Origin of the sequence: Paenisporosarcina cavernae, from assembly GCF_003595195.1 — a bacterium.
Classification (GTDB): Bacteria; Bacillota; Bacilli; order Bacillales_A; family Planococcaceae; genus Paenisporosarcina; species Paenisporosarcina cavernae.
In genome coordinates, this window is the sequence record NZ_CP032418.1 from 1,813,884 (window position 1) to 1,840,447 (window position 26,564).

The following is a 26,564-nucleotide window of genomic DNA, read 5'->3' on the forward strand; positions in this document are numbered from 1 at the left end:
TTCGCACCTCCATTAAAAGCTCGTCAAACACATCGGCATTTCTTGCGCTTGAAAATACCTGTCTAATTCCGCCGCTCGCTGTGTGTGCAATGTCACGTTCCCATACTTCGCAAGTCTGGCAAGCGATGCAGTGCCCATCCACCATGCAGACAAATCACTAATAGAGATGTCAAACTCAGCAGGGTCTGTAGATTTCGAGATTTCCCATTTACCTTGTGCGAACGTAAGTTCATACGTTCCTTGATTTGGCGAATGAAAAGAATCGTTCACGTTAAATGTGAAACTAGTTGGTTCAGATGGCTTCATTCCATACGAAAATTGAGTGGTCGCCACAAATTTCTCGATATCTAAAATGCGATACATTAATCCTGCCCCAACATTTGCCACTTCATGGTAAACACTATGAATAAGAATATTGGAATCATTTCTAGGATCTCCTACTACATGAAGGAAGTTTACATCCTGCGTCCGATAAACGACTCTCCCCACTTGATCTTGCTGACTAGCAATCCATGCACATGTATCACGAAAAGCTGCTGATGACTCCCAAAACCATTCGTAAATTACCATTTCTTGATCAAGAAAATGGCTACCAGCTACTGGAACTAGCTTGTACGCGACAGCTGCCGTGATTCGATCATCCTCTTTCACGCCAGCATAATGTGTCACTCGTTTTTCCATCATATCTAGCTGGTTAGATGTTCGCGAAATCATCCCGTGTGTTTGATCGACAAAACGTTCGTACAACTCATTAATTGCTTTATTCTCCTTCTTTTCGAAAAACTGAACGCGCGATTTATCACCACTTGAAGGAAATTCTTTTGGAAGTAAGCGAAATTCATAACGTGTAGGTCCTAACCCGTATCCCATTTTGTGATAAAACGGAATGGAAAAAGGATACAACGTCGTGAAGCAAACGCCTTCTGAAGCCGCAGTTTCATGAAAATGCGTCAACAAGTCAAACGCAACTTTTTCCTTCTTATGAAAAAAATCCACTGCAACCATTCCTATACCAAACTGACGCACTTTTTCCCCGTGAATATTCCCTAGAAAATCGTGAAGCCGATAGAGGCCAACTAACTTTTCGTACACATTAAATTTTCCATAATATCGCAAATCCTGTTTTGTTTCCTGCTCACTCCGTAACCGTTCCTGGAATTGTTCGAGCTTCTCCTCCGAATCCAACCCCATACCAGGATACGCGGAAGCAATCAACTGTGAAGCCGCTACATAATCGTCTTTTGTTAATAAACGTATCAATTTCTCACCCTCCCTTTTTAAACCGACTGACTAGTCAATTTTAATATAGCATAAAGAGATCGATGGCTTCAAAATAAATCTTCAAGGTGAATGTATTGCGCGGGCAGAGTGTCCTAATGTCCGAGGAAAGTGTCCTAATGTCCGAGGAAAGTGTCCTAATGTCCGAGGAAAGTGTCCTAATGTCCAGCGAAAGTGTCTCAATGTTTGAGGAAAGTGTCCCAATGTCCAGCGAAAGTGTCTCAATGTTTCTGGAAAGTGTCCCAATGTCCAGCGAAAGTGTCCTAATGTCCGAGGAAAGTGTCCTAATGTCCAGCGAAAGTGTCCTAATGTCCAAGGAAAGTGTCCCAATGTCCAGCGAAAGTGTCTCAATGTTTCTGGAAAGTGTCCCAATGTCCAGCGAAAGTGTCCTAATGTCCGAGGAAAGTGTCCTAATGTCCGAGGAATGTGTCCTAATGTTTCTGGAAAGTGTCCTAATGTCCGAGGAAAGTGTCCCAATGTTTCTGGAAAGTGTCCTAATGTCCAGCGAAAATGTCCTAATGTTTCTGGAAAGTGTCCTAATGTCCGAGGAAAGTGTCCTAATGTCCAGCGAAAGTGTCCTAATGTCCGAGGAAAGTGTCCTAATGTCCGAGGAAAGTGTCCTAATGTCCAGCGAAAGTGTCCTAATGTCCAAGGAAAGTGTCCTAATGTCCGAGGAAAGTGTCCTAATGTCCGAGGAATGTGTCCTAATGTTTCTGGAAAGTGTCCTAATGTCCGAGGAAAGTGTCCTAATGTCCGAGGAAAGTGTCCCAATGTTTCTGGAAAGTGTCCTAATGTCCGAGGAAAGTGTCCAAATGTCCGCGCCTAAGTGTCCCAAAGTTACGAAATTCCCTATTAATAGACTGCCTACTACTTTATCTAGACGTTATGTGTATCCAGTATCTAGTTTCTCTTTTACTCATTCGGAGGATTTTCGGTTGACCGAAAATCTTTTTATTTTTTACAACCATAATGATAGCCTGATAAATTATCCCAATGTAGCACGCCATTTTCACCCTTCCCTGCTACCTCTATCCTTGGCAGTTTTTCTTCTAGTAAGCTATACTTTTTTCACATTGAATCGTATTCCTGCTTACTTGAAAGGGGATTATCATGAAGGTTTTATTGGATGTAGAAGGGTTTTCTCAACATGATACGTCGATTGAGGCGGCTAGTCGAAATTCGGCATGTGGCCCTGTAACGGTTTTTACGCTGTTGAATTATTGGATGCCGAATGCGTGTCCATATGGGATGAATGAGTTGTATGCATTACTTGGGACGACGAGAATTGGACTTTTTACGTGGCGAATGAAAAGAAGATTGCGGAAGTTGCTTGGTTCTTCGTGGGATATTGAGACAATCTCGTTAGAGGATTCGTTGGAAGAGTTACAACAAGGTCGTCCTGTGGCGATGAAATTTGACCGCTATTTCCGATTTCAATTCCGTTCTGATTTTGAGTTTTCCTATCACTGGGTCCCGTTGATTGGATTTGAAGAAGTAAACGGAGAGGTGCGTTTATTTATACATGATAATGGCTCACCGACAAAAGAGAGTCATATTCGTAAAGTTTCGTATACAAAAAATAAGCGAATCCTCACGTTTGTAAGGATCCGCCCACATTCTAGTTTGGTTTAAGTTCTGCAAGTGCTTGTTTTAACGAAGAGAAGCTTTCAAATCGTCCAAAGTCGAGTCCAAGTTGCACTAGTGTTTGTGCGATGATTGGCGAAATGCCACTTACCTTTCCTTCAATACCTAGTAATGCTAAGGAGTCAAGTAAGTGAAATAATTGCTGCGCGACATATGTATCAATCGTTTGCACACCGGATAAATCGACATACATGTATGAGATTTGAAGGCGAGCGGCTTCACTTAATGCACGTTCATGTAATACTTTTGCGCGTTCTTCATTAATGGAGCCTATGAGAGGTAGAACGGCAATTTGATTTGTAATGAGTACAACAGGTACGGACAGTTCTGTTACAAGTTGTCTTGAAATTTCTAATTTTTTCTGTTCATGTTGCACGAAAGGCACACTGAAGTAGAATACGACATCGTTGATGCAACGGTCGAATAAGGAGATGACCTCGTAAAATTCGCGTGTCGTAAGTTTCAGTTTTTCCGCTTCTTCAAATATTAAGTCTCCAAGAATGGTTCGATAGTGAGGTACTTCCCTAAGCATCATGTCTAGCGAAACATCGCCATGACTTGCGGTATAAGTACCTGATTTTTCTCCCCATTCTTTCAATAATTCCTCACGTTGACCTTCGGATAAGCCCATACATGCTCCGTACATCTCTACTAACTCTATTCGCATCGACAAAAAGTCGATAGTTGAATCCTTTAATTCTTTATACGTCTCATTTTGTTTCTCTGTAATTAATGTTGCTAACTGTTCTGCATTCGCCAAAATAACATCTTTCATATGTACGAAATAGGATCTGTTACTCAAAAAAATCCCTCCACTACTTTATCGGAAATAATGATTGCAAATGACGCAAGGTGATTCGGTATTCTTGTTCACTTAACGCATCGATATGTTTCTTCGTATAATCATTTACTTTCAATGCATCTAACGTGACGTCTAGCGGGACTTCACAATCGATCGTTGCAAGTTCTTTTGACAACTTTAGCATCTCCAGTGATTCTTCAATTTTCTTACGTTGACCAGGTTTTAGTGAAGCCATATTTTGTAGGACTCCATCGATAGAACCGTGGTTTTGAATAAATTGTAACGCACTTTTCGGGCCAATCCCTTTCACACCCGGATAACCATCGCTCGAGTCTCCCATAAATGCCTTTACATCAGCAAATTGCTTCGGTTCGAGCAAATATTCCTCTTGGAATCGTTGCAACGTATAAACGTCATATTCTGTATACCCTTTTTTCGTAAAAGCAATCGTCGTAGAAGGCGACAAAAGTTGGAGTAAATCTTTATCTCCGCTAATAATCGTCATGTCCGCTTCGTTTTCAAATTTACAAGCAAGCGATCCAATGACATCGTCTGCTTCTTTTCCAACAACCCCAAAGCTTGTCCAATCCATCAAATCAGCCACTTGTTTTGCCATATCAAATTGTGGAAGCATTTCCTCTGGTGGTGCAGGACGGTTCGCTTTGTACCCGTCGAATAAATCATTGCGAAACGTACGGGCACCCATATCCCATGTGATGGCTAAATGGGTGGGATTCATCAACTGTTTCGCAGACATCACATGACGCGCAAAACCCTGAACGGCATTCGTTGGTATTCCTTTTGAGTTTGGAAAGTATTGTGAAAAAGCAGCCGTTGCGAAAAACGAGCGAAATAATAGTGCCATTCCGTCCACAATGAGTAAATGAGGTCGTTCGCGTTCGCCAGTCACTTTATTCCTCCATCCACTTCGGGGCAATCTTCACCCATTTCTCAAATTTCTTCCAAACGTTTCCGATAAATTCAATCGTACTTTCATCCGTCAATTGACCATTTTCAAATTTACTTTTTGCAGCCCCGACAAGTATTTCATTGCCTGGCATCACTAAACATTGCATACCAGGAGCATTTAAACTCAAGCGCAGATGGTTTTGTCCACGAGAAGTTCCTACCGGACCAGTAGATGCGCCCATTAGAAGAACAGGTTTTCCAGCAAGTGGTTTTTCTCTACGGGATAACCAATCAAGTGCATTTTTAAACGCACCCGGGATAGAGTGATTATACTCCGGCATACTCATAACGACCGCATCGATATCCTGTAAGGTATCTAGCATTGCGCGTACTTCTGTTGGATAAGGTGTCTCTATGTCTTCATTAAAATACGGCAATTGGGAATAGTCGACGAAAAACATATCGATTTCTTTTCCAAAGTTCGCCTTCACAAATTCTAATAACGCTTTATTGTAAGAATCTTTTCGTAAACTTCCGCATAGTAATGCTACTTTTTGCATGATTCCACTCCTCTATTTTCACTGAGTACCAACCTCTTTTATTCCAATGAAAAGCGTCTCAGCACATTTCCTTCAGTATAGCATGCTTACAAAAATAGAACTCGGGGTAAACCTTTAAAAAAGGTGAAATGAGGATGAAAGATGGATATACATAATGGACTGCTTTACTGGAATTCGACATTTCCAGAGCCTGTAGAGATACCTTCAATGGAAAAAGACGCATTATATGATGTAATAGTAGTGGGTGGAGGTATGTCCGGAAGTTTAACCGCCCTCGCTTTAGTTGAAAAAGGCTGGAAAGTAGCACTTCTTGATAAACGTATGCCCGGTAGCGGAAGCACCATGGCAAATACTGGCCTGTTGCAATACTCAAACGATATTATGCTGCATGAATTGATTGATCAAATTGACGAACGCGATGCAGTTCGGTTTTATGAACTTTGTTTTGAAGCAATGGGACAACTTCGCGGTGTGGCAAGTGAATTGCCAATAGATCCGGACTTCATCGTTCGTCCGAGTATTTGTTATGCAAGTGAGGATTCTCATGTCGAAAAATTACAGCGTGAATATGAGACCTTAAAAAAATTCGGATTCCCTTGCGATTATTGGAATGAAGAGCAGGTAACCGAAAAACTGGGATTCTCAAAACCTGCAGCGCTTGTTACATATGAGGATGCAGAAGTAAATCCGTATAAATTCGTCCAAGGTATCGTCAAGCACTTAATCGACAAAGGTGTGTCCATTTTCCCTTATACAGATGTCCGAGACGTGCATGAAGAAAATTCGTTATTACATGTAAAAACATCAGCAGGAGAATTTGTTACCGAGAAAATAGTGTGGACAACCGGCTATGAAACATTACCAGTTGGACATCGAATTGGTGCAGATATCAATCGTTCCTATGCAATGGTCACGAATGTGATTAATCAAGGAGTCAAAACATCTGGCAACAAAGACATTTGGCATGAAGGTACGCTCATATGGGAAACAGCAAGGCCCTATTTATACATTCGTCAAACGGCTGAAGGACGCATCTTGATTGGTGGATTAGACGAAGATAAAGCAGAAGCACCAGCTTCAGAAAAAGTGATTGCAGAACACGCGGAAAAATTACGGATAGAATTAAAGAAATTATTTCCTCAAATTGATACTGTTGTCGAATTCGCTTATGGTGCCACGTTCGGGGAGTCTATTGATAACTTGCCTTTTATCGGCAAGCATCCGACAAAAGAAGGACATTATTATTTGCTTGGGTACGGTGGAAATGGAACCGTCTACAGTATGTTAGGATCTAAAATGATCGCAGAGTTAATGGAAAACGGCTTTCATCCAGATGCAGATCTTGTACAGCTCGAACGAAAATACGGCATCAAATAATCGGAACGTTTACCGCTCATAAACTGCGGTTGAACGCTCAAAAATCAGCATAAGCGATGTTATTATCGCATTAAACGATTATTACTAAATTGTAAGAGTTCATAAATTAGTCAAAACCGCTCATAAAGAGCTTTGCAAGCTATTTCTCTGTCATTTATACCATTTTTCTATTACATGTCCAACCTTACATTCGGTAGACTTTCTCCTGCGAAAGTCTTTCTAATTGAAACAGCACACATGAAAAAAGAGCTGCCCAAAAAAGAGCAGCTCCTTTTCCTCTTTATTTCGATTTTCCAGTGTCTTCGTATAAATGATCGGCGATTCGTTCCACGTCATGATGGAAAATGCGATCTTCCACAACGGATGGACAAACTTTTCGTAGCTCATCCCATTTCGCGCGTAGCTTCGGAGCCATTTTTTCTACACCACGATATTCCGTGCCTTGAAGTGCGCATAATGTTTCAATAGCAAGCACTCGACGTGCATTCTGAATAATCTGTGCTGCGTGTCGAGAACCGATTGTCCCCATGCTCACGTGATCTTCTTGATTCGCAGAAGATGGAATCGAGTCCACAGACGCTGGGTGCGCAAGTGTTTTATTCTCGGACACAAGACTCGCCGCTGCATATTGTAAAATCATTGCACCTGACTGTAAGCCGGGTTCTGGACTTAAAAATGCCGGCAATCCATCATTTAATTGCGGATTCACCAGACGTTCAATACGTCGCTCCGAGACATTCGCAAGCTCTGCTACGCCAAGTTTTAAGAAGTCCATTGCAAAAGCGATTGGTTGTCCGTGGAAATTCCCACCAGACACGACCACTTCCCCATCTTCAAAAATCAATGGATTATCGGTTGCTGCATTCATTTCAATTTCTAATTTTTCTTTCACATAATTCAATACTTGCCAGCTTGCGCCGTGAATTTGTGGGATGCATCGCAGAGAATACGCATCCTGAACGCGGTGTTCTCCTTGCGCGGAAATTAGTTGACTTCCGTCCATCCACTCTAGCATTCGACTCGCCACAGCGATTTGTTCTTGATACCCACGTGCAATGTGGATTTCTTCTCGGAAAGCATCTCGTATTCCACGGAGCGATTCCATGGTCATTGCCGCGATCCATTCACTTTGATAGGCTAGTGTTTCCGCTTCTAAGTAATTCACCACACCTTGCGCAGTCATTGCTTGCGTTCCGTTTATTAACGCCAAACCTTCCTTCGCTTCCAGCACAATATTGTCCATCCCGCGATCTTTCCACACGTTCGAAGCATCGATTTTCTGCCCTTCATTCCAAATAGCGCCTTCCCCTAATAACACTAAAGCTAAGTGAGATAACGGCGCCAAATCTCCAGAAGCTCCAAGCGAACCTTGACTTGGAATCACTGGATGAATGTGATGGTTCGCCATAAACGCTAAGCGCTCCACAACCTCCACTCGAATCCCCGAGAACCCTTTCAATAGGGCATTTAAGCGAAGCACCACAATCGCACGAGACACCATTTCTGGAAATGCATCACCGATTCCACACGCATGCGAACGGATTAAATGGAGTTGCAGTGCACGAACGTCCTTCTCGTCAATGCTCACATCGCTGAACTTCCCGAACCCAGTGTTAATCCCATAAATCGTTTCTTTATTCGCGACGATGCGATCAACCGAATCACGGCTCTTTTGCACCCGTTTTAGTGCTTCTGTATCTAACTGAATTTCTTCTTGTTGAAATAAAATACGACGCATTTCTTCCAGCGTCAATGTCGAACCTGTTAATGTAATCATTGAAAAACCCTCCCCATATGCCGAGTATAAAGCTCGTAAGGAAGGGATTCAATTAATTATTTCCAAATTTTAACAAGATACAGAAGTGACGTAGTAGCGTGCTAAAGTGATTATTCCAATTTCAAGGGAATACGAATCGCCTTTTCCATCTCATTTGGATAGGAGATAAGCGAAATTCGTAACGGGTTTTCATAATTCGACGTGTCTAACTTAATCATCTCACGTCCATCGGATGACTCGCTGTAAGAAGTCGGAATAGCCTTCCCATTTGCATCCTCAACATTTCCTAATAAGTTCGAAGAAACGGAGTCCATATAATAGATTACTTCGATTTCTGTTGGCGTCACTTTTCCCAACGAGAGCATTCCATCCTCCATCGGATTTTGTAACGTTTTCTTTTCCGTATCGATTGTTATGAACGCCTTGTCTTTCGGAAGTGCTTCTACTCGATTTAGCTTCAGGGAAAGTTCTTCTGATTCATTCAATATATTCGACTGCACATAATAGACTTTGTTTCCATTTTCTGCATCTGTTGAAATAATTCCATTTTTTACTGGCAAAGATTGATGGCCATTGGAATCTTCTAGACGTAAATCTAAAAATCGTAAAACTTTATAGGTATTATTTTTGTCTTCCTCTATTTCAATCGATGTAATTCCCGGGTGAACAACCACACGTTTTACACTAAAAGACTGTCCATCTAGTTCAAATGAGGTTTTTTTGGTCGCGTATTTCGTTACATCCGCAACTTTTTCAATCTCGATAGGAAGAGTGAACGCATAATTTTTTGCATTTAACGTGACACTATAGGAAACATTTAACTCTTTCGCATCCATGTCAATTGGGTCTCGAACAATCGCAACATACGTATCGTCTACTTTCTTTCCATTTCCATTTTCTTGAAAATTTCCCCAAGACTGTTCCGTTACTACAAACTTATCATCCACAGTAAAAAGAAATGTATCACCACCGAGTCCTACAGAATCCGACGGTAATGCGAGATGATAATCGAGCGCAATTGTCGTTTGATCTACGATAATTCCATCTATTGTAAAAGTCATGCCATCAACTGTTTGTGATTTATCTACTCGTTGATACGCGCTACTTTCCGAAATATTCAATTCCATTCCTTGTAACGAATCATTTTTCCATACCCACTCCAATCCTGGTACCTTCTGAAGAAGTTGAACTGGACGTAATGTTTGATCACTTAAACTAAGCAACACTAAAAGCAATGCAACTGCGGCAATTAGTACAACACTTACTTTTCGAGACTGCTTCACGCGAATCTTCCTCTCCGCTTTTGCTCGCATATATCCTTTCATCACTGAAGAATACAGCTGATCTTCAGGAACTGATTGCTGGTCTAGTTCATCTCTCAATTTTTCCATATACACACTCTCTTTAATAGACATGAGGACTCTCCTCCTTCCATCCGTGCGTTTCTCGAAGCTCTCGAACGATTCGATGCAATCGCGACTTTACCGTTCCTTCCGGTAAATTCTTCACCACCGCAATTTCTTTAATTGGCACTTCCAATATATATTTCAAATAGATCAATTCTTGATCTTTTGGTCGTAATGTTTGTAGCAATTCTTGAATTTCTAATCGATTGGATGGTGTTACATGTCGCTCATCTGATGGCAATAAAAAACGGAACCGCTTCTTTCGTTTTATCTGGTCCTGGCAATAATTTATCATTATTCGTATGAGCCATGTTTTCGCGTAACTAGGCTCTTTCACTGTATGTATTTTCTTATACGCTCGGTACGTTACTTCTTGAATCGCTTCCACTGCATCGTGTTCATTACGCAAAAAAGCAAGTGCAGTCTTATATAAATCGACTTGATACGTTGAAAACAACGTGAGAAACGCTTCATCATCTCCGTCAATTGCACGTTTGATCTCATCTAGTTCCATTTTTTCACCTCGCACTCTTTCATTTAACATTAGACTAGTTAATCGAGATATAGTTCATTTAAATCGAAAAATTTTTTCAACTTATGTAAACTGTTAAAAAGGGGGTTTTTAAATGGACGGTATTAAAATGTGGAATTATCACAAATGGGCAACCCAAAAATTATTGCAACATGTTAAAAACACTGCACCAGATACATTCACGAAAGAAGCAAAAAGCTCTTTCCCGACGATGAAGGCAACTTACGCTCATGTCATCGGTGTGGAATATTTGTGGTTTTTGCGAATGAAAGGCGAATTTTCTCCAACATGGAAACACTTCGAATTTGAAGACATCGAGGAGATACAAGAATTATTTACAGAACTTCATGAGGAAATGGAAGACTACTTTTATTCGCTTGAAAAAGAAGATTGGCACAAGGTTCTCACATTCCAAAACGTCAAAGGTGCAACATTTGAAACGGAACTTGAAGATATGCTCTTTACGTTCATCAACCATGCATCCTATCATCGGGGACAAATTACCACATTCCTTCGAACATTTGGCTACGAAGGAATTCCGATCGACTATATTTACTTTACAAGAGATCAATAAGACAATTGCTGTTAGGAGTAGTGCAATGGAATTTGGCTATGTGATGGTCTTCGTGACCGACGTACAACAAGCAAAACAGTTTTACCAAGATATACTGGAACTTCCGCTTATTCATGAGGAACCTAATCGACTCGTTTTCTCCATGGGTCCTCAAAAACTTGTTCTATTTCAAGCAGATAAGAAAACGGAAACCGGCGATTACTCCAATGAAGCGAGAACGGTACTTGTATTTCATGTAGGTGATGTACACAATACATTCGCGAAACTTCAGGAAAAAGGCGTGCAATTTTTACATACCAAACCGACGGAAGCGCGTTATGCCGCTTTTACAGATCCATTTGGGAATGTGCATGAAATCGCAGAAAAAAGCAACGAGTGAGCGAATCATCTCGTTGCTTTTTATTATGCTTTCAATTTTATTCGCTGTAACCGAAGTGCATTCAACACGACAGAAACGGAACTCAATGCCATTGCTCCACCTGCTAACCATGGTGCAAGCAGTCCGAGCGCCGCAATAGGAATTCCAAGTGTATTGTAAGCGAGAGCCCAGAACAAGTTTTGTTTGATGTTTCGAATCGTCGCTTTACTCATGTAAATTGCATCCGCAATACTTCGTAGATCACCATGTATCAACGTAATGTCTGCTGCTTCCATCGCAATATCGGTCCCTGTACCAATTGCCATCCCGATATCCGCCGTCGCAAGTGCTGGCGCATCGTTAATACCGTCTCCAACCATTGCCACTTTCTTGCCTTGCGACTGTAGTTTTTCCACTTCTGCCGCTTTTCCTTCAGGTAAAACTTCTGCAAGTACAAGATCAATCCCTACTTCTTTCGCAATCGCTTGTGCAGTTCGTTCGTTATCGCCAGTCATCATCCACACATCGATTCCCATTTCTCGTAGTTTTCGAATCGCTTCTTTGGACGTTTCTTTTACCGTATCTGCAACGGCAATCAGTCCGGCATACGTGCCATCAAACGCCACAAGCATAACCGTTTTACCGTCTGATTCTAATGTTTCTTTTTCTGTGAATGAAAGACTGACACCTAGTTCGGTCATCCATTTTTCGGTGCCAATTACTACCTCCACACCGTCAACTTTCCCTTGTACGCCTCGACCAGTGACAGAGGTAAACTCTTCCACTTCTTTCAATGCAATGCCTTTTTCTCGTACACCTTCGACAATCGCTTCCGCTAAAGGATGTTCTGACTGCTTCTCAACAGAAGCGACGATTGATAGAAAATCTTCTTCACTCACACTAGACACAGGTTGAACAGTTGTAAGAACTGGTTTTCCATTCGTCACTGTTCCAGTTTTATCGACGATAATTGTATCCACTGCTTGCGTTTGTTCTAAATGCTCGCCGCCTTTGAATAAAATGCCATACTCCGCTGCTCTCCCTGAGCCCGCCATAATCGATGTCGGTGTTGCTAAACCAAGCGCACATGGACAGGCTATCACAAGAACCGCGATAAATTTCTCGAGCGAATTCGCGAAATCACCAGGAGTGACAAGCGTAAACCAAATGATAAACGTTAGTACCGCAAGTCCTACAACAATCGGCACGAAAATTCCGGAAATTTTATCCGCCATCCGTTGAATCGGCGCTTTGGTGCCTTGTGCGTTTTCTACTACTTTTATGATTTGTGCAAGTGCTGTATCTTTACCAACACCCGTTGCTTTCATTTCCAAATAACCATTTCGATTGAGCGTTGCACCAATGACTGTGTCTCCGATCGTCTTATCAATCGGAATACTTTCCCCCGTCAGCATCGATTCATCGACTGCAGAGGCACCTTTTGTAATGACACCATCCACGGGAACCTTTTCACCAGGTTTGATTGCCACAATGTCACCGACCAGAACTTCTTGCAGTGGAATCGTTTGTTCTTGGTTATCACGAATGACTGTCGCTGTAGTTGCTTGCAAACCCATTAATTTTTTAATTGCCTCGGAGGAACGACCTTTCGCTTTCGCTTCTAGCAATTTCCCTAAAATGATCAGCGTGATTAAAATCGCACTCGTTTCAAAATACAAGGCAGGTGTGTGCATTGCACCAATGGAGTCAATTGCTAAGTAAACACTATAAAAATAAGCAGCCGAGGTCCCTAGGGCAACGAGTACGTCCATATTCGCACTTTTGTTTTTCAACGCTTTATAGGCACCAACATAAAACTGCTTCCCAATCCAAAATTGAACCGGCGTTGCCAGTGCGAATTGGAACCAAGGATTCATGAAAATATCTGGTAGTGGGATAAACGACGTGAACTCAAAATGCGTCACCATCGCGAGTAATAATGGGAATGAAAAAATCGCAGCAATTATAAATTTTCGTTTTTGCTCACGAATTGCTTCGACTCGATGATCGACTGATTCACCGTCTTCCCGTTTAATGGTTGCCCCGTATCCGACATCTTCAATTTTTCGCACTATATCTTGATCGGACATTGCACTTGGGTAGTATTCAACCAACGCTTTTTCGAGTGCTAAATTTACTGTCGCTTTTGCTACACCTGGTTGTTTGTTTAACGTTTTCTCAATTCGTGTCGCACACGTGGCACACGTCATACCTGTAATATCCATTTCCAACTTATCGAGTTTTGTATCATATCCTAAATCTTGAATCTTTGCTTGAAAGTCAAACGGATTTACTTTTTCTGCGTCAAATTGGATGGTCGCACGCTCTAACGCTAAATTAACATTGGCAGATTCAACACCATCCATTTTTGCCAAGCCCTTTTCAATTCGATTGGCACAAGCAGAACATGTCATCCCAATTACATCTAACGTTACTTCTGATTCTTTTGTCATCGTTTTACCTCCAATACCTATATGGGGTATATTTTATTCCAAGAAATTCTCCGTTTGCACATGCAACACGGAGATTATTTTTTCATTAGCTTTTGTATCGTAATCAGTACTTCATCTAAAACTTCTTCATCGCCTTGTTTAATACGGTCCACAACACACGATTTTAAATGTCCATCCAGTAAAATCTTTGCCACACTATTTAGCGCAGACTGCGTTGCAGAAATTTGGGTAATGACATCATCACAATACGTATCCCGTTCGATTAGACCTTTAATTCCGCGAATCTGACCCTCAATACGATTCAATCTCGTCACCAAATTCTTCTTCGTTTCATGTGAATGGTGACTCGTTCTAACTCCATCATTCGGTAATTCCACCGTAATTAACTCTTCCACCTGTTCTTTCGCCATCTTTTTCACCTCGACTATCCTACTTTTCTTCTTGTACATAAAAATAACATACCCATATGGGGTATGTAAAATTTTATGTTATTAAAATAATGGGAAAAGTATTTATTGTATTCCTGAGCAGGGTATAAGTGTGAATAGCAACCGATAACCTGAGTTTACTTTATTAAATTTCTATTTACTTTAAGTCTAAATTAAACTTGATTCCATATCTTTTTCCTTGCCTAATATGTTTTAATTGCCTTCACAGAAAAGATGTCGATAGATATTCTCGATAAATTCCTTCGCAAGCATATCAGCCGTGGTGTTCTCAGATCTGTTCGGAACATTTTTTGCAGCTATGGCGTAAATATATTGTTCACCGGCATAGTTTCCTATAAATCCAATATTAAGTAAAGCTTGTTCCAATCCTCCTGTCATGTGACTGATTAAATGACTTGGCACAATTCCATTCTCTCCTCGTTGTCTAACAAGCCCACGAATTATAGGACTCCATCGAAATGGATTTCTCTCATAACCGCTTCGAATTTGGTTCATCATGGCGAATAAATCCTCTACCGTTCCGATATTTTTATCATCTCGCGGATTTTCCGTTACATGCATCGATGGAAATTTCTCCGATATTAACCGATTGATTTTCTCCCACCCTCCAGCACACGTAACAATTAGCTTTGCCACAATGCTATCGTGACAAGCAATCATGACTTCTATTGCTTCACCCAATTGAATGGAGCTTCTTCCTATTAAGTGTGGATAAAGTTCGTTGCTGTCTTCTTTAGGATCAAATAAAACGTCGTCTAGTTTGTCTTCCCACGATAGATGTTGCGCTTCCACCAATTTCGTCACAGCATAAGCAATGGCTACTTTTGCAGCCGAAGCGAGAGGCATTACTTCATTCGTTTGAAACGAGTGAAGGTTTTGGTTCCCTCTTACCGAAGCGATGGCATAAGCAAATACCCCTTCGTTTGTTTCGTCTATTTTACTTAAAATTTCTAGCAACTTTCCTCTTCCCCTTTCATGAACCTTTTCAACTTACATATCGTCAAAATGAATGCTATTTATCGATAATCAATTAATATGTATTGAAAATCATTATATATGTGAAGTTTTTCATTTTAAAAGCACCGTAAATCATTTTTTACTAAAGGAGTGCATTATGAAACAGGCAATCATACAGCTATGGCATTTTGGTTGGATGCAAGCAAAGGCCTGCATCTTTCCAGTGATCATTTTCGCCACCCTCGCGTTAACCCAATGGATAGAACTTCCCTTTCTTCCAAGGTACGACTGGATTCTACTGATATGTTTAGCTGTTCAAGTCGGTATGGTGTACTCTGGCCTCGAATCTCGAGATGAACTAAAAGTCATCACACTCTTTCATCTCATTGGACTGGCACTTGAATTATTTAAAGTGCATATGGGTTCATGGTCTTACCCGAACGAAGGCTACACAAAATTTTTCGGCGTTCCATTGTATAGCGGATTTATGTATGCCAGTGTAGCGAGTTATTTATGCCAAGCGTGGAATCGTATGAACGTGCAGCTTCTAAAATGGCCACCTTATTACGTAGTAGTTCCACTCACAGCAGCCATCTACTTGAACTTCTTCTGGCATCATTTTTGGTTAGACATTCGGTGGATATTGAGCACAGCGGTTCTTATTGTTTTCTGGAAAACAATTGTCACGTATCGAGTAAATGGCATTCGGTATCGAATGCCGCTAACTTTATCCTTTTTCCTCATCGGTTTTTTCATCTGGATAGCGGAAAATATTGCTACGTATTTTGGTGCATGGCAATATCCCGATCAAGTGGATGCATGGAGCCTCGTTCATTTAGGAAAAGTAAGTTCATGGTTGTTACTTGTGATTGTCAGTTTTCTAATTGTAGCTACGTTAAAACGAGTAAAGCATACGCTGCAACACGAGACATAAATTGCAGCGTATGTACTAAATAGACAAGCTCGAACAGTCCCTTTTGAGTTGTTTTCTTGGACTATTAGATAAACCTATTAATTCTACCGAGGTTATTCTCGTTCCCATTCATATCGTATATCTGGCAAGTTTTCTTCGTTCTCGGTTCCGCGCGCCATAATCCGAAATCCATTTTTTTCATAGAATTGCTGAGCGAGCGTATTCACTTCAAACGTATATAAGCTTAACGTTCCTGACGAGTTGTTTTTCGCCTCCTTTAACAACATTTGCCCGATGCCAAGCCCTTGATATGCTGGATCAATATATAACTGGCTAACTTCCTCCTCGTTATAGGCAATCATTCCAATGACTGATTCTTCATCTAAAACAACCTTCACTTGATACTGCTTCGTCAATACATCATTCAAAAACTGCAGATGATTTTCTACACTATGTATTTCTTTCTGTCCAATTGCTTTTTCCTTCGACAGTCTCCACATATTTACCGTTTCAAAGGCATACCGCGGTTCAAAATTTACCGTCTTATACTGATGATTCGCCAAAGAAAAACCTCCCCTCAAACTTGTCCTAATCCAAATTGTACTTTCATTTTATCATTTTCTTGAAGGGTTTATTTCTATAGCTAACAGACATCTACATCTAACTTATAATTACCAGACAATAAATTGCATTTCTTCACCACCTAGCAGTTGCCATTTCTCGATAAGTAGCATATAGTTTCTTTAAGGAAACTTTTATTCCTATAACTAAAATATATTCCTTAGGAAAATAAAAAGTAGGTGTTACACGATGAAAATTTTTGAAAACGCAGGAGTTACTTCATTTACAGCAAAACCAACTTCAAAACGAAAAGTTGGTATTCTGCCTTTTTTAGGACCCGCTTTTGTCGCAGGTGTGGCATATATCGATCCAGGCAACTTCGCTACAAACATTTCTGCTGGATCGCATTACGGCTACTTACTACTATGGGTTGTTCTTACTTCTAACTTAATGGCGATTCTTATCCAGTCGCTATCAGCAAAGCTAGGTATCGCGACAGGACTAAATTTACCGGAAGTATCGAGAGAGACGTTCTCGAGCGTATCCAATTTATTATTATGGATCCAAGCAGAGTTAGTCGTTATTGCAACGGACTTAGCGGAATTTATCGGGGCAGCGCTCGGATTATACTTGTTATTCGACATCCCGCTTTTACCTGCCGCTTTTATCGCCGCAATCGGATCGTTCGTCATCCTGATGTTGCAACGAAAAGGATATCGAAGTTTAGAAGCTGGAATTACCGGCATGGTCTTTATCGTTGTTCTAGCATTCGGATTACAAGTATTCTTTGCAAAACCAGACGGTTCAAGTGTTATCCAAGGACTTTTCACACCGGAATTTCAAGGAAAAGATAGTATTATGTTAGCTGCCGGAATATTAGGGGCAACTGTTATGCCACACGCCATCTACCTACATTCCGCTTTAACACAACGTCGTATTGTGGGTGGAACGGAAGCCGAACGGAAACGAATTTTCCGTTTTGAATTCATCGATATTTTACTAGCAATGGTCATAGCCGGGGCTGTCAATGCTTGTATGCTCATTGTCGCAGCGGCGTTATTTCATACAAACAAATTAGGTGTCGAGGACTTAGAAGTCGCATTCCATCAATTTGGAACACTCGTCAGTCCAGCATCCTCCATTATCTTTGGTATTGCTTTACTTGCATCAGGACTTGCGAGTTCATCCGTTGGGACGATGTCAGGTGACATCATCATGCAAGGATACATTAACAAGCGTATTCCTATTTATATTCGAAGAGCTATAACCGTCATCCCACCGCTCGTGATTATCGCACTAGGTGTTAATCCTTCTGCTGCACTTGTCCTTAGCCAAATCATCTTATCGTTCGGAATACCATTTGCGTTAATCCCTTTAATCGTCTTTACTAGCAACAAAAAACTGATGGGAACGCTCGTGAACAAACCAATCACAAAAGTGCTCGCTTGGGGTATTGCAGGAATCATTATCACATTGAATGTGTTTTTACTTGTTCAAACCATCGTGCAGCTCCTTTAAATGAATAAACAACCTAGCGGTTCAAATCGCTAGGATGTTTTCGTTTCTTCTGCTATTCATTTCCCACCGCTTGGTTCTCCATCGATTGAAACGTCGAACGGCATACGGTGACTGCTAAATAACTTGCTACAACGAACATAAGTCCTGATCCCACAATGACTACTTCTCGAATGGAAAACCAGTCTGCCACAATACCCATCGTAAAAACGACCAGAAGTTGTACGGTATGAGAGACCATGCCATAAAGACTTGAAATTCTGCCCATCATGTCAATCGGAATATATGTTTGAATATACGTAAGAAAACCTGTATTTGCGAGGGAAAGGAAAAAACACAAGACGAAAAATCCGATACTTGCCACTACATACGTTGTAGAAAAACTGTAGATAAGATATCCCATCGCTAGACATAATGTTCCAATACTCATCAATTGCTTCGCGGTAACCATTCGGACGAGCCCGTTCGTGAGTGCAGCCCCCATTAGAAATCCAATCCCTGCCACACTTACTAAAGAACCGTATGCTGCATCCGATAAGTGAAGAACTTCCTTTGCAAAAGCTACTTCCATCGAATCGAGTGCAGCTGTCAACAACATCACGCATTGAAACACCATATAGATAACCACAAACGGCATAGCCACTTTACTGAAATTCCATACTAATCGCCAATCGCTTATAACTTCCTGAAGATTAAATCGCGTCGACGTCGGTTCAGCTACCGTTAGTTTAGGTAACACACTTACGAGACAAGCTGACACAATATACGTCCCGATATTAACAAGCAATGACATCTTCCATGAACCTAAGATGAACAAAAACCCAGCTAAGGCAGGTCCCAAAACAAAGGCACCGGATTGAACAAAACTAAGTAAAGCATTGAATTTTAAACGTATTTGTTCTGGCAGTAGACGTGTCATGTAACTAAAGGATGCATGTTCAAATACTGCTCCACTCATTTGAATGATGAACACGACCATATAAACGAGCCATAAAGAGTCTACGAAAAGAAGAGTCAGAACAAGAATTGCTCTCACAATATCTAAGAAAATCATGAGATGCTTCGTGGAAACTCGATCAATGACACTTCCTGCCCAAGATCCTACGACCATATATGCGAGTGGTTTAATCATATATAAACCGGCAACTGCAAGCGCAGAGCCAGTCCGCTCAAAAACAAGTAAATTCATCGTTAGTAAATAAATCCAACTTCCAATATTCGCAATACCCACTGCACTTAAGTAAACAGTCAACACGCGCCAATTTCTTTTCTCCATCATGAATCCTCCGACATGTTTTTTGGAATAAAAAAAATCCCACCCCCAAGACGATTTGTCTTGGGGACGAGAGTTACATGTCGTGGTACCACCCCAGTTTGTCCTAATGTCACCATTAGCACCTTTTCAAGTACGGCAAAAAAAACTTGCGTATACTATAGCTTTCTAACGGGAGCATCCGTCACACCATCTCAAGTAAACCACACACATTTACAAGTCCTGTGCAAAGCTCAGAGGCTTGTTTCGGCAAATCTTCTCTTACCCTTTTGCAGCTACCAGGGCTCTCTGTCAAAGAAAACAATTCACGTACTCTTCTCTTCATCGCTGTTATTGTTCTTAATCATAGCACACGTAAAATTAAATTGTATATAGAGAAATTTTTTCAGAGACAGTTTTGTTCTGAAAGGAAATCTAAGCCTTTTGAACATTGGTTTATTGCAGCTGCGCTCTTAATTCTTCTTCGTGCGCTTTTAAGTGATCGTTCGTCCGCTGTTCCAACGCTGGAATGATACGGGCGATAATGATGTAGCCAAGAACACCAGTCAAAAGTAACAACAAGCTCATGACTTCCCGAGAGAAGTACGCACTTAGTGTAATGGAAATAGACGCTAAAATCATCGAGCCTTGAAACGAGAATCCCAATACCGCCATGTAGCTACTTCGCTTGTCATCTGGTGGAAGAGCAGCCATGTAACTTTGTTGAACAGGTACGCGCATTAGCTCTCCAATTGTTGCAATTAACATGGCAATAAACAAAATCCACACGTTGTTAAAATAACTAATGGTTGTGTAGCCAACGGTAAATAGCACGATGGACCATAAAAACACACTTTTATCTTTATAGCTTTGAATCCATTTCATGACGAGTGCTGCAAATAGAACAACGAGCACCGTATTTTCAGTACGCAATAATCCGGTCATTTTCAACCCATCGATGGACCAAAGAAGAAATGTCTGGTCTGTCATGTCTTGATGTAGGCGCACAGCAATGTAATTCGTCAGTTGCATTTCAAGTGATTGGATGAACATCCCTGCAAGCATAAATAACAAAAAGATCTTATCAAGAGCTACTACTTTATAACTTTTAAACATGTAACCAATTTCTTTTAACGCATTCGTTTTTTCAGTAGGTCCCTCTGACTTCTTCGGAATATAACTTTCTGTAATAAAGAACGTAATCACGATGAACAAAATAGCGGACATAATCGTCATTCCGATAAATAGTTCAAATAAATACGATTCGAATAAAAAGGCACCGATTGTACCACCGATGGCAATAGACAAATTCGCTGACCAATACATGATGGCATACATCAATTTACGTTCTGGAGGCTTACTGACATCAATTAACATTGCATCCGTTGCCGGTCCTACAATTCCCCAACAAATACTGCTTACTAAAAACATGAGAAACGTAATCATTGGCGATTCAAACCATGGTGAATTTGCAATTGTCATCACAATCAACGAAACAAAGCGTATACCTTCTGCTGCTACCATAAGCTTTTTTCGTCCCACTTTATCCGATAAATAGCCTCCATAAAAACCAACAAGCGCTCCGATAATGACGTTTACGATTAATAGAATTCCTGTTAATTTCGCACCAAAATGTATGGTGAAGTAAATCGCCATAAATGGAAAGATCATACTTCCAATAATTTCGCTAAAGAATCCAAAAATAATTCGCAGCTTTATATTCGGATGAAAATCTCGAAATCTCATCTCTTTTTCCCCCTACCCCACTTTGACAACATTTTCTAGAAGTCAAAGATCTCTCTATATTTATTTCGGAGATTAGTATACCATACCTCTTTTTTCCAATTATGCTACGTTCAAAATTCTCATGTTGTTTAATTATAAGAACCTTCACCTTTAATGTAGTGTATTTATCATCATCCATTTATTTCTAAACAATTAAATAAAGAAGTAAATTTCCCCCTTCATTTTCCATTTATTATACCGATAATATATTCGTTATCTTGTACATAAAGGAGTTTTTAAATGAGAAGTGTTCGAGGGAAATTATTAAGCATTACGTTTATTCTACTGTTGGTTCCATCTTTATTAATCGGGACAATAAGTTACATAACGGCTAAAAACAGTTTGAACGAATCTGGTCAGACAATGATCAAAAATGCCGTCACACAAGCTATTCAAATGATTGATGGCTACCAACAACAAGTAGATGCTGGAGAAATTACACTAGAAGAAGCACAAGAACAAGTCAAAACATACTTACTCGGTGAAAAACAAGCGGATGGAACACGTCCAAATACGAATCCTATTGACCTCGGTAAAAATGGATATTTCGTCGTTTATGATGAACAAGGAAACGAAGTCGCCCATCCTTCATTAGAAGGTAAAAACGTCATTGATGTGAAAGATGTAAATGGAAAGTTTCTTGTACAAGAACAAATCAAAGCTGCTCAAAACGGTGGTGGGTTTGTCCAGTACTCATGGGCATTTCCAGACAATCCCGACCGCATTGGGGAGAAAATTATGTATAACGACCTCGATCCGAACTGGGGTTGGGTCGTTACAGCAGGATCGTATATGGAAGATTTTAACGCACAGTCTAACAGTATACTGTGGATACTTGCCTGGACGATTGGAATTTCCTTAATTGTCGGCGCGGTCATTATTTATCTTCTTTCGAACCATCTATCACGTCCAATAAATGCAGTGAAACATCAATTAAACCGTTTAAGTGAAAATGATCTCACTGGAACATTTGAGCCATTTAAACGAAAAGATGAAATTGGAGAACTTGGAAACAGTCTTGCGAAAATGAAAGATAACTTAAGTGCGATGATTCTTCGTATCCAGGAAGTCTCACACACACTAGCTGCCTCTTCTGAAGAAGTGACAGCTAGTGCAGAAGAAACGAATCGTGCCTCCGAGCAGATCGCAAGTTCGATTCAACTGATTTCGGAAAATGCAGAAACGCAAACACAACAAGCTGGATCTTCTCAAGAAGCTGTTCACGAAATCTCCGAAGGTATTCGTGGTATTAAAGACCATTTAGTCGCTACTCAACAATCAACTGAAACAACATCTCTTAAAGTAGCAGAAGGAAAAAATCGAGTGGTAAACACAGAAGAGAAAATTCACGACATTCAAGAAAAATCACACCGTGCATCGCTTTCGATTCAACAACTCGGAGATAAATCCACCGAGATTGGTAACATTGTTTCCCTTATTACAGCAGTTGCGGAACAAACAAATCTACTGGCATTAAACGCAGCAATCGAAGCAGCCCGCGCAGGAGAACATGGCAAAGGATTTGCAGTAGTTGCAGGTGAAATTCGAAAACTTGCAGAGCAATCCGGGAATTCTGCATCACAAATTCAAGAACTCATCTTCGATATTCAAAATGGTATCGAAGAATCTGTCACATTTATGAAAGACGGTGAAGAATCTGTCTCTGCTGGTATTTTGGCAATGAACTTAACAGGTGAAAGCTTTAATGAAATTGAAAAAGCTTCTTCTGTTATCTCGGAAGCAGCAAACAATGTGCTTCAGGCGGTAAAAACATTAGATCAACGAACAGCTAGCATGGTCGAATCGACAGCTAAAACAGCTGAAATGATCGAGCACTCGTCTGCTGAATCAGAATCTATTGCTGCCGCATCTGAAGAACAAAGCGCATCTATGCAAGAAGTTGCAGCAAGTTCAGCAGCTCTTGCGAAAATGGCAGAAGAACTAAGTGGTATAGTCGCAGAATTTAAACTTGGATAAAGAATAAATAGTACAGAAAGAGCAGAAGACAGATGAAAATTGTCTTCTGCTTTATTATGAATACATGAAAGTAGGATAAACGATGCATTAATAATTGAAATAGGGAATGGACCTTCCGTTGCTAAATACCACAAAGACATTGGAGATAGATTGCGAAGATGAACGCTATCCTTCCTGTAATGTACCCCGGGTATTTTTCCCTCTATCTTACATGTTTTGGTTTTAGGAACAAATAACTCTTAACTTTCCGCTTCTTGTAACGCTCTCTCCCGCTTATAATCCTCGACAGCTGCTAACACTTTATCTCGCTTATCTTTTGTCACCACAACATTATGTATCTCATACACCATGATAAATAGATGAATAAAAAACCCAACAATAATACCGACGATCGGTGCAAAAAAGCCAACAAAAATTGTGGCAAGTAGCGTAGGAATTATATAGAGAAGTATAACCATTTTCTTCACCCCGTTTTTCTCCAAAGTTTTATTACTTACATTGGTTTCGCAACACTACTCTAGCCTTCCACCATCTTTAAGTAGGGTATTTCCTTCCCCTCCACTATGGCGATGTAGAGTGGTGAGTTTGTATTATAAATCTTCGTGCCAACGGGAAGTATATTAGATGTCGAATCGTTAAAACCAAACGAGCTAGTCGCTTGTTTCTTAATTTCACCTATCTCTTCTCCCATGACATACTCCGTTTCAAGCACCCAATCAACATCTTCTGCATTGGAATAAACCATTCCATCCAGAACAAAAATGTCTGCATCTTCATTATCTAAAAAGTCTTTCGGGGTAGGATTTCCATTTTGTACAGCTGGAGTAAACTCAATTTGATCACATCCTGCTAGCATTGATAGCAGAGTCACCGTCACGATGAACAATCTTTTCATGCATTCACCTCGATAAACTATTGTTAAAATGAGTGTAATGGAATCAGACAACCTATAAATCTCTCTTAGGAAAAGTGAGAAGAATTAATTCTAGAAATTCTCCTTAAACCCTGGACTCAGCTCACTCCAAACGTCAAACTTGTTTCCGTCCAAGTCCTGAAAGACAAAATTGTTTCCAGCATGTCCACGATCTTCGATGTCACCTACTTCAACTTGTTTCTCTTTTAAGTCAACATGAAACTCTTTTAGCTTATCCAAGCCATCTACCTCAAACGTTAGGAGGAAATGTTCCACATTTAGATAATCTTTAAATGTCGCTTTCTCCCCAGGCATTGATTTCACGAGAAAAAAACTAACATTCGCTATATCTAAAATTGCTTTATTCTCATCTCGATAGTTTTCTACTGCTCCAAAATTCTCTTGATACCATCTCGATGAACGTTCCGGATTTTCTACCGGTACATAAATTGTTCCTACACGTTGAAGATATGCTTTCATTTTAATCAACCATCCTTTATTAAATTCTAGAGAAGTATTTAATTTCAAAATCTATGAATAAATTACATGTAATCTCCAATAAAACAAATATCTAAAAAACTGTATTTTTGAACAGAAAGTTGAATGTTACAGGAGGTAACCGTTTAAAAATATGAAGACTATTTAAAACTATTTTGCATGATAAGAAGCAAATCTCATCTTAATAATATGGGTCTAACTGTTTGATTTATATCATCATATTCCAAGAACTCTACATCTTTTGGAATCATATGGCTATATGTACGTACATAATAGTCTGCTAGCGTTTCGTTTCTTTTTACACTCAAATCTTTCAAGATAAAGAAAATTTTCTGGTACCCTGGAGGAGCTAGATAAAAGTAATACATTGCTTCGTTCCAAACAGTTAACTTTGAACTTGGGGTGTTACCACTGGATGTCCAGCGATGAGATTTGCACTCTACAATCACCTTTTGACTAGCATCAGGGAGTGTCCCTAAATCGAACCGATGTAATTTTTTGTTCTCTGATATACCAACTTCTAAAGCTACATCTTTAACTAACTCTATTCCTTCTTGTCTAAAATACTTCTTAGCTACCTCCTCAAAATCTCTCCCCACATGTGCATTACTTAAAGAATTAACACGCTGAAAATTGTTGTATGAATTTTTCAAAGATAAATCCCCTCTAACAAGTTAATTACAAGTATATATGTAAAAAATTTCCGCTTAACATAAGTTTTTATTGTATGTATTTACTTGGTTCCTAATTAGTAAAAATAAGTACTAAACTTAGTTTGCTAGTTTAATCGTTGATGTTTCATCATTAATCGAAATTACGTTTTGGTCTTGACCTAATTTCACTTCAATATAATATCTGATTTGATTCTGGTCTTCCAAAATCACTGCATAGTTGTTTCTTCCAACATCGTAACGTATTCCAGCATTGGATAAATCACTTGCTTCGTTGTATTTAGTTTGAACAAATTCCTTTGCGTGCTCATAAGCGATTTTTTCTCTATTCTTAGATTCCGTGATATTTATAAAGAGTAGACAACCTAATAGAAAAATGATTGAAAATAGAATTGGTTTCCACATAGTTATGCTCCTATTCTTCAAACAGAACCTAAAATATTTTCGACTATTCAGTAAATAATTGATAAGCTTATTTTATCATTCATTACCACAAATTGGATGCTGTTTTCAAATAAATTTAATTTGCTACTTTAAAGAAATATCAACGTTTTTTCGCCTAATGAATATGAGGGTTTTTTGAAGTTTCAATATAAGATGCATTTAGGAGCAATTTGATCTTCACTAGAATCTTTTGTGAAGAATTTTACTTTGAATAACTTTTGATACATTTCTTAATGGAAAGGGATAGAAATCGTAACCTTCATTGTCATACTCTTGTTGCTTTCTTTAGTTCTGGCAGTAGATAAACTAGCGAAACAAATGGTAGAGAGATTAGATTATCAAAACAAGTTACTAGAGCAAATTATTAGTAAGGAACGAGAAAATAATTAAATTTCACATACATAAAAAACCGAGCATTTGCAACGATCACAAATACTCGGTTCAAGTTTGTTCTTGTTTCCACTTCAACGCTCGTTTCTCCAGTGCAGAAACGAAATAGTGCTTGGCTTTACTATACTCAGTTGTTTCATCAAATTGGTTTGCTAACTCTTCTTTTTTTGCCGAATACAAGTCTACTTCAACTGGATGTGCTCGCAAATAATCACGAACAGCTAAATGACGAGCTATTTCTGAATTACCTTCTCCATATATATGTAAATGATGCGTTCGATTTTCTCCCCCTTTACGGAAGAAACGTCTACCAGTTATTCCATACACCCCAATCGATTCGTAACCCATCGATTCGAAGAATGGAATATGTTCGTCTACTTGTTCAATAGTAGGCACAATACAGATTATATCGATCACCGGCTTTGCTTTCATGCCTTTCACTGAAGTGCTTTCAAAATGTTCCCACTTCATTCCGTCGATGGGAAGGTGATTTTCGATTCGTTCGATTTCTTCTTGAAATCTCCTCGGCCATTCATCCGTGTATTCCGTTAAACGTACTTTCATAGCCA

26 protein-coding genes and 1 other annotated feature are annotated in these 26,564 nt (G+C 39.9%); of the genes, 7 read left to right on the forward strand and 19 right to left on the reverse strand.

The window, feature by feature from the left end:
• Positions 1 to 12: 12 nt before the first annotated feature.
• Entirely contained in the window at positions 13 to 1,260 is a 1,248-nt protein-coding gene (locus tag D3873_RS09320; protein WP_119883780.1) for a GNAT family N-acetyltransferase, read from the reverse strand.
• Between the two features lie 1,128 nt (positions 1,261 to 2,388).
• Between D3873_RS09320 and D3873_RS09330 the strand changes: the two genes are divergently transcribed.
• Positions 2,389 to 2,910 carry a C39 family peptidase gene (locus D3873_RS09330; protein ID WP_119883782.1) on the forward strand — a complete coding sequence of 174 codons (522 nt, stop codon included), beginning with the start codon at positions 2,389 to 2,391 and terminating at the stop codon, positions 2,908 to 2,910.
• On the opposite strand, the gene D3873_RS09335 is transcribed toward D3873_RS09330, so the two are convergent.
• Genes D3873_RS09335 through D3873_RS09345 form a run of 3 tightly spaced genes read right to left on the reverse strand, consistent with a single transcriptional unit; the run spans position 2,897 to position 5,193 of the window.
• Positions 2,897 to 3,724 (reverse strand): STAS domain-containing protein, encoded by an 828-nt coding sequence (locus D3873_RS09335; RefSeq protein ID WP_162920178.1) that lies wholly within the window; start codon positions 3,722 to 3,724, stop codon positions 2,897 to 2,899. The genes D3873_RS09330 and D3873_RS09335 overlap by 14 nt on opposite strands.
• Positions 3,725 to 3,737: 13 nt before the next feature.
• The gene (locus D3873_RS09340; protein ID WP_274379950.1) at positions 3,738 to 4,634 is read right to left on the reverse strand and encodes a 5'-3' exonuclease; all 897 of its coding nucleotides are present in this window, start codon (positions 4,632 to 4,634) and stop codon (positions 3,738 to 3,740) included.
• A 1-nt stretch (position 4,635) separates the two neighbouring features.
• A complete protein-coding gene (locus D3873_RS09345) occupies positions 4,636 to 5,193 on the reverse strand; it encodes an NADPH-dependent FMN reductase (protein ID WP_119883784.1) in 558 nt (185 codons plus the stop codon).
• A gap of 141 nt (positions 5,194 to 5,334) precedes the next feature.
• On the opposite strand from D3873_RS09345, the gene D3873_RS09350 reads away from it, so the two are divergent.
• On the forward strand, positions 5,335 to 6,570 hold the full coding sequence (locus D3873_RS09350; RefSeq protein ID WP_119883785.1) for an NAD(P)/FAD-dependent oxidoreductase: 1,236 nt from the start codon (positions 5,335 to 5,337) through the stop codon (positions 6,568 to 6,570).
• Between the two features lie 280 nt (positions 6,571 to 6,850).
• Here the strand turns inward: D3873_RS09350 and hutH are convergent, their stop codons facing one another.
• The 3 genes from hutH to D3873_RS09365 form a co-directional block, all read right to left on the reverse strand.
• Positions 6,851 to 8,347 carry a histidine ammonia-lyase gene (hutH, locus tag D3873_RS09355; protein WP_119883786.1) on the reverse strand — a complete coding sequence of 499 codons (1,497 nt, stop codon included), beginning with the start codon at positions 8,345 to 8,347 and terminating at the stop codon, positions 6,851 to 6,853.
• Between the two features lie 110 nt (positions 8,348 to 8,457).
• Positions 8,458 to 9,762 carry a DUF4179 domain-containing protein gene (locus D3873_RS09360; protein WP_119883787.1) on the reverse strand — a complete coding sequence of 435 codons (1,305 nt, stop codon included), beginning with the start codon at positions 9,760 to 9,762 and terminating at the stop codon, positions 8,458 to 8,460.
• Entirely contained in the window at positions 9,752 to 10,267 is a 516-nt protein-coding gene (locus D3873_RS09365) for a sigma-70 family RNA polymerase sigma factor (RefSeq protein WP_119883788.1), read from the reverse strand. The genes D3873_RS09360 and D3873_RS09365 overlap by 11 nt, the downstream gene beginning before the upstream one ends.
• Positions 10,268 to 10,379: 112 nt before the next feature.
• Between D3873_RS09365 and D3873_RS09370 the strand changes: the two genes are divergently transcribed.
• Positions 10,380 to 10,859, forward strand: coding sequence for a DinB family protein (locus tag D3873_RS09370; RefSeq protein ID WP_119883789.1), 480 nt, complete (start codon positions 10,380 to 10,382; stop codon positions 10,857 to 10,859).
• 25 nt (positions 10,860 to 10,884) lie between these two features.
• Positions 10,885 to 11,238, forward strand: coding sequence for a VOC family protein (locus tag D3873_RS09375; protein ID WP_119883790.1), 354 nt, complete (start codon positions 10,885 to 10,887; stop codon positions 11,236 to 11,238).
• A gap of 23 nt (positions 11,239 to 11,261) precedes the next feature.
• On the opposite strand, the gene D3873_RS09380 is transcribed toward D3873_RS09375, so the two are convergent.
• The 3 genes from D3873_RS09380 to D3873_RS09390 form a co-directional block, all read right to left on the reverse strand.
• Positions 11,262 to 13,670, reverse strand: a complete 2,409-nt coding sequence (locus D3873_RS09380; protein WP_119883791.1) for a heavy metal translocating P-type ATPase — start codon at positions 13,668 to 13,670, stop codon at positions 11,262 to 11,264.
• Between the two features lie 74 nt (positions 13,671 to 13,744).
• The gene (locus D3873_RS09385) at positions 13,745 to 14,080 is read right to left on the reverse strand and encodes a metal-sensitive transcriptional regulator (protein WP_119883792.1); all 336 of its coding nucleotides are present in this window, start codon (positions 14,078 to 14,080) and stop codon (positions 13,745 to 13,747) included.
• Positions 14,081 to 14,311: 231 nt separating this feature from the next.
• Entirely contained in the window at positions 14,312 to 15,076 is a 765-nt protein-coding gene (locus D3873_RS09390; RefSeq protein WP_119883793.1) for a serine hydrolase, read from the reverse strand.
• 157 nt (positions 15,077 to 15,233) lie between these two features.
• Here D3873_RS09390 and D3873_RS09395 point away from each other — a divergent pair, with 157 nt between their 5' ends.
• Entirely contained in the window at positions 15,234 to 16,010 is a 777-nt protein-coding gene (locus D3873_RS09395) for a DUF817 domain-containing protein (RefSeq protein ID WP_119883794.1), read from the forward strand.
• Between the two features lie 92 nt (positions 16,011 to 16,102).
• Here the strand turns inward: D3873_RS09395 and D3873_RS09400 are convergent, their stop codons facing one another.
• Entirely contained in the window at positions 16,103 to 16,552 is a 450-nt protein-coding gene (locus tag D3873_RS09400) for a GNAT family N-acetyltransferase (RefSeq protein ID WP_238473765.1), read from the reverse strand.
• A 247-nt stretch (positions 16,553 to 16,799) separates the two neighbouring features.
• Here D3873_RS09400 and D3873_RS09405 point away from each other — a divergent pair, with 247 nt between their 5' ends.
• Positions 16,800 to 18,068 carry an Nramp family divalent metal transporter gene (locus D3873_RS09405; RefSeq protein ID WP_119883795.1) on the forward strand — a complete coding sequence of 423 codons (1,269 nt, stop codon included), beginning with the start codon at positions 16,800 to 16,802 and terminating at the stop codon, positions 18,066 to 18,068.
• A 52-nt stretch (positions 18,069 to 18,120) separates the two neighbouring features.
• On the opposite strand, the gene D3873_RS09410 is transcribed toward D3873_RS09405, so the two are convergent.
• Together D3873_RS09410 and D3873_RS09420 are read right to left on the reverse strand one after the other, a co-directional pair.
• On the reverse strand, positions 18,121 to 19,341 hold the full coding sequence (locus tag D3873_RS09410; protein WP_119883796.1) for an MFS transporter: 1,221 nt from the start codon (positions 19,339 to 19,341) through the stop codon (positions 18,121 to 18,123).
• A gap of 59 nt (positions 19,342 to 19,400) precedes the next feature.
• Positions 19,401 to 19,672: a binding site (T-box leader), on the reverse strand.
• Between the two features lie 101 nt (positions 19,673 to 19,773).
• On the reverse strand, positions 19,774 to 21,063 hold the full coding sequence (locus tag D3873_RS09420; protein ID WP_119883797.1) for an MDR family MFS transporter: 1,290 nt from the start codon (positions 21,061 to 21,063) through the stop codon (positions 19,774 to 19,776).
• A 279-nt stretch (positions 21,064 to 21,342) separates the two neighbouring features.
• Between D3873_RS09420 and D3873_RS09425 the strand changes: the two genes are divergently transcribed.
• The gene (locus D3873_RS09425) at positions 21,343 to 23,079 is read left to right on the forward strand and encodes a methyl-accepting chemotaxis protein (protein ID WP_119883798.1); all 1,737 of its coding nucleotides are present in this window, start codon (positions 21,343 to 21,345) and stop codon (positions 23,077 to 23,079) included.
• Positions 23,080 to 23,318: 239 nt separating this feature from the next.
• Here D3873_RS09425 and D3873_RS09430 read toward each other — a convergent pair whose 3' ends face one another.
• The 6 genes from D3873_RS09430 to D3873_RS09455 all read right to left on the reverse strand — a co-directional run bounded on the left by D3873_RS09430 (position 23,319) and on the right by D3873_RS09455 (position 26,559).
• Positions 23,319 to 23,546 carry a hypothetical protein gene (locus D3873_RS09430; RefSeq protein ID WP_119883799.1) on the reverse strand — a complete coding sequence of 76 codons (228 nt, stop codon included), beginning with the start codon at positions 23,544 to 23,546 and terminating at the stop codon, positions 23,319 to 23,321.
• A 50-nt stretch (positions 23,547 to 23,596) separates the two neighbouring features.
• Positions 23,597 to 23,974 (reverse strand): hypothetical protein, encoded by a 378-nt coding sequence (locus D3873_RS09435; protein WP_119883800.1) that lies wholly within the window; start codon positions 23,972 to 23,974, stop codon positions 23,597 to 23,599.
• 90 nt (positions 23,975 to 24,064) lie between these two features.
• Positions 24,065 to 24,472: a VOC family protein gene (locus D3873_RS09440; RefSeq protein ID WP_119883801.1), complete on the reverse strand. Its 408-nt coding sequence runs from the start codon at positions 24,470 to 24,472 to the stop codon at positions 24,065 to 24,067.
• 194 nt (positions 24,473 to 24,666) lie between these two features.
• Positions 24,667 to 25,143 carry a hypothetical protein gene (locus tag D3873_RS09445; RefSeq protein ID WP_119883802.1) on the reverse strand — a complete coding sequence of 159 codons (477 nt, stop codon included), beginning with the start codon at positions 25,141 to 25,143 and terminating at the stop codon, positions 24,667 to 24,669.
• Positions 25,144 to 25,260: 117 nt separating this feature from the next.
• A complete protein-coding gene (locus tag D3873_RS09450; RefSeq protein WP_119883803.1) occupies positions 25,261 to 25,566 on the reverse strand; it encodes a hypothetical protein in 306 nt (101 codons plus the stop codon).
• Between the two features lie 480 nt (positions 25,567 to 26,046).
• On the reverse strand, positions 26,047 to 26,559 hold the full coding sequence (locus D3873_RS09455; protein WP_119883804.1) for a GrpB family protein: 513 nt from the start codon (positions 26,557 to 26,559) through the stop codon (positions 26,047 to 26,049).
• Positions 26,560 to 26,564: the final 5 nt, after the last annotated feature.

What these genes read in the sequence shown, in the direction of transcription:
- D3873_RS09330 (WP_119883782.1), top strand. Translation starts at nt 2,389, where the DNA reads ATGAAGGTTTTATTGGATGTAGAAGGGTTTTCTCAACATGATACGTCG.
- D3873_RS09345 (WP_119883784.1), bottom strand. Translation starts at nt 5,193, where the DNA reads ATGCAAAAAGTAGCATTACTATGCGGAAGTTTACGAAAAGATTCTTAC.
- D3873_RS09350 (WP_119883785.1), top strand. Translation starts at nt 5,335, where the DNA reads ATGGATATACATAATGGACTGCTTTACTGGAATTCGACATTTCCAGAG.
- hutH (WP_119883786.1), bottom strand. Translation starts at nt 8,347, where the DNA reads ATGATTACATTAACAGGTTCGACATTGACGCTGGAAGAAATGCGTCGT.
- D3873_RS09360 (WP_119883787.1), bottom strand. Translation starts at nt 9,762, where the DNA reads ATGTCTATTAAAGAGAGTGTGTATATGGAAAAATTGAGAGATGAACTA.
- D3873_RS09365 (WP_119883788.1), bottom strand. Translation starts at nt 10,267, where the DNA reads ATGGAACTAGATGAGATCAAACGTGCAATTGACGGAGATGATGAAGCG.
- D3873_RS09370 (WP_119883789.1), top strand. Translation starts at nt 10,380, where the DNA reads ATGGACGGTATTAAAATGTGGAATTATCACAAATGGGCAACCCAAAAA.
- D3873_RS09375 (WP_119883790.1), top strand. Translation starts at nt 10,885, where the DNA reads ATGGAATTTGGCTATGTGATGGTCTTCGTGACCGACGTACAACAAGCA.
- D3873_RS09380 (WP_119883791.1), bottom strand. Translation starts at nt 13,670, where the DNA reads ATGACAAAAGAATCAGAAGTAACGTTAGATGTAATTGGGATGACATGT.
- D3873_RS09385 (WP_119883792.1), bottom strand. Translation starts at nt 14,080, where the DNA reads ATGGCGAAAGAACAGGTGGAAGAGTTAATTACGGTGGAATTACCGAAT.
- D3873_RS09395 (WP_119883794.1), top strand. Translation starts at nt 15,234, where the DNA reads ATGAAACAGGCAATCATACAGCTATGGCATTTTGGTTGGATGCAAGCA.
- D3873_RS09405 (WP_119883795.1), top strand. Translation starts at nt 16,800, where the DNA reads ATGAAAATTTTTGAAAACGCAGGAGTTACTTCATTTACAGCAAAACCA.
- D3873_RS09410 (WP_119883796.1), bottom strand. Translation starts at nt 19,341, where the DNA reads ATGGAGAAAAGAAATTGGCGCGTGTTGACTGTTTACTTAAGTGCAGTG.
- D3873_RS09420 (WP_119883797.1), bottom strand. Translation starts at nt 21,063, where the DNA reads ATGAGATTTCGAGATTTTCATCCGAATATAAAGCTGCGAATTATTTTT.
- D3873_RS09425 (WP_119883798.1), top strand. Translation starts at nt 21,343, where the DNA reads ATGAGAAGTGTTCGAGGGAAATTATTAAGCATTACGTTTATTCTACTG.
- D3873_RS09435 (WP_119883800.1), bottom strand. Translation starts at nt 23,974, where the DNA reads ATGAAAAGATTGTTCATCGTGACGGTGACTCTGCTATCAATGCTAGCA.
- D3873_RS09440 (WP_119883801.1), bottom strand. Translation starts at nt 24,472, where the DNA reads ATGAAAGCATATCTTCAACGTGTAGGAACAATTTATGTACCGGTAGAA.
- D3873_RS09450 (WP_119883803.1), bottom strand. Translation starts at nt 25,566, where the DNA reads ATGTGGAAACCAATTCTATTTTCAATCATTTTTCTATTAGGTTGTCTA.
- D3873_RS09455 (WP_119883804.1), bottom strand. Translation starts at nt 26,559, where the DNA reads ATGAAAGTACGTTTAACGGAATACACGGATGAATGGCCGAGGAGATTT.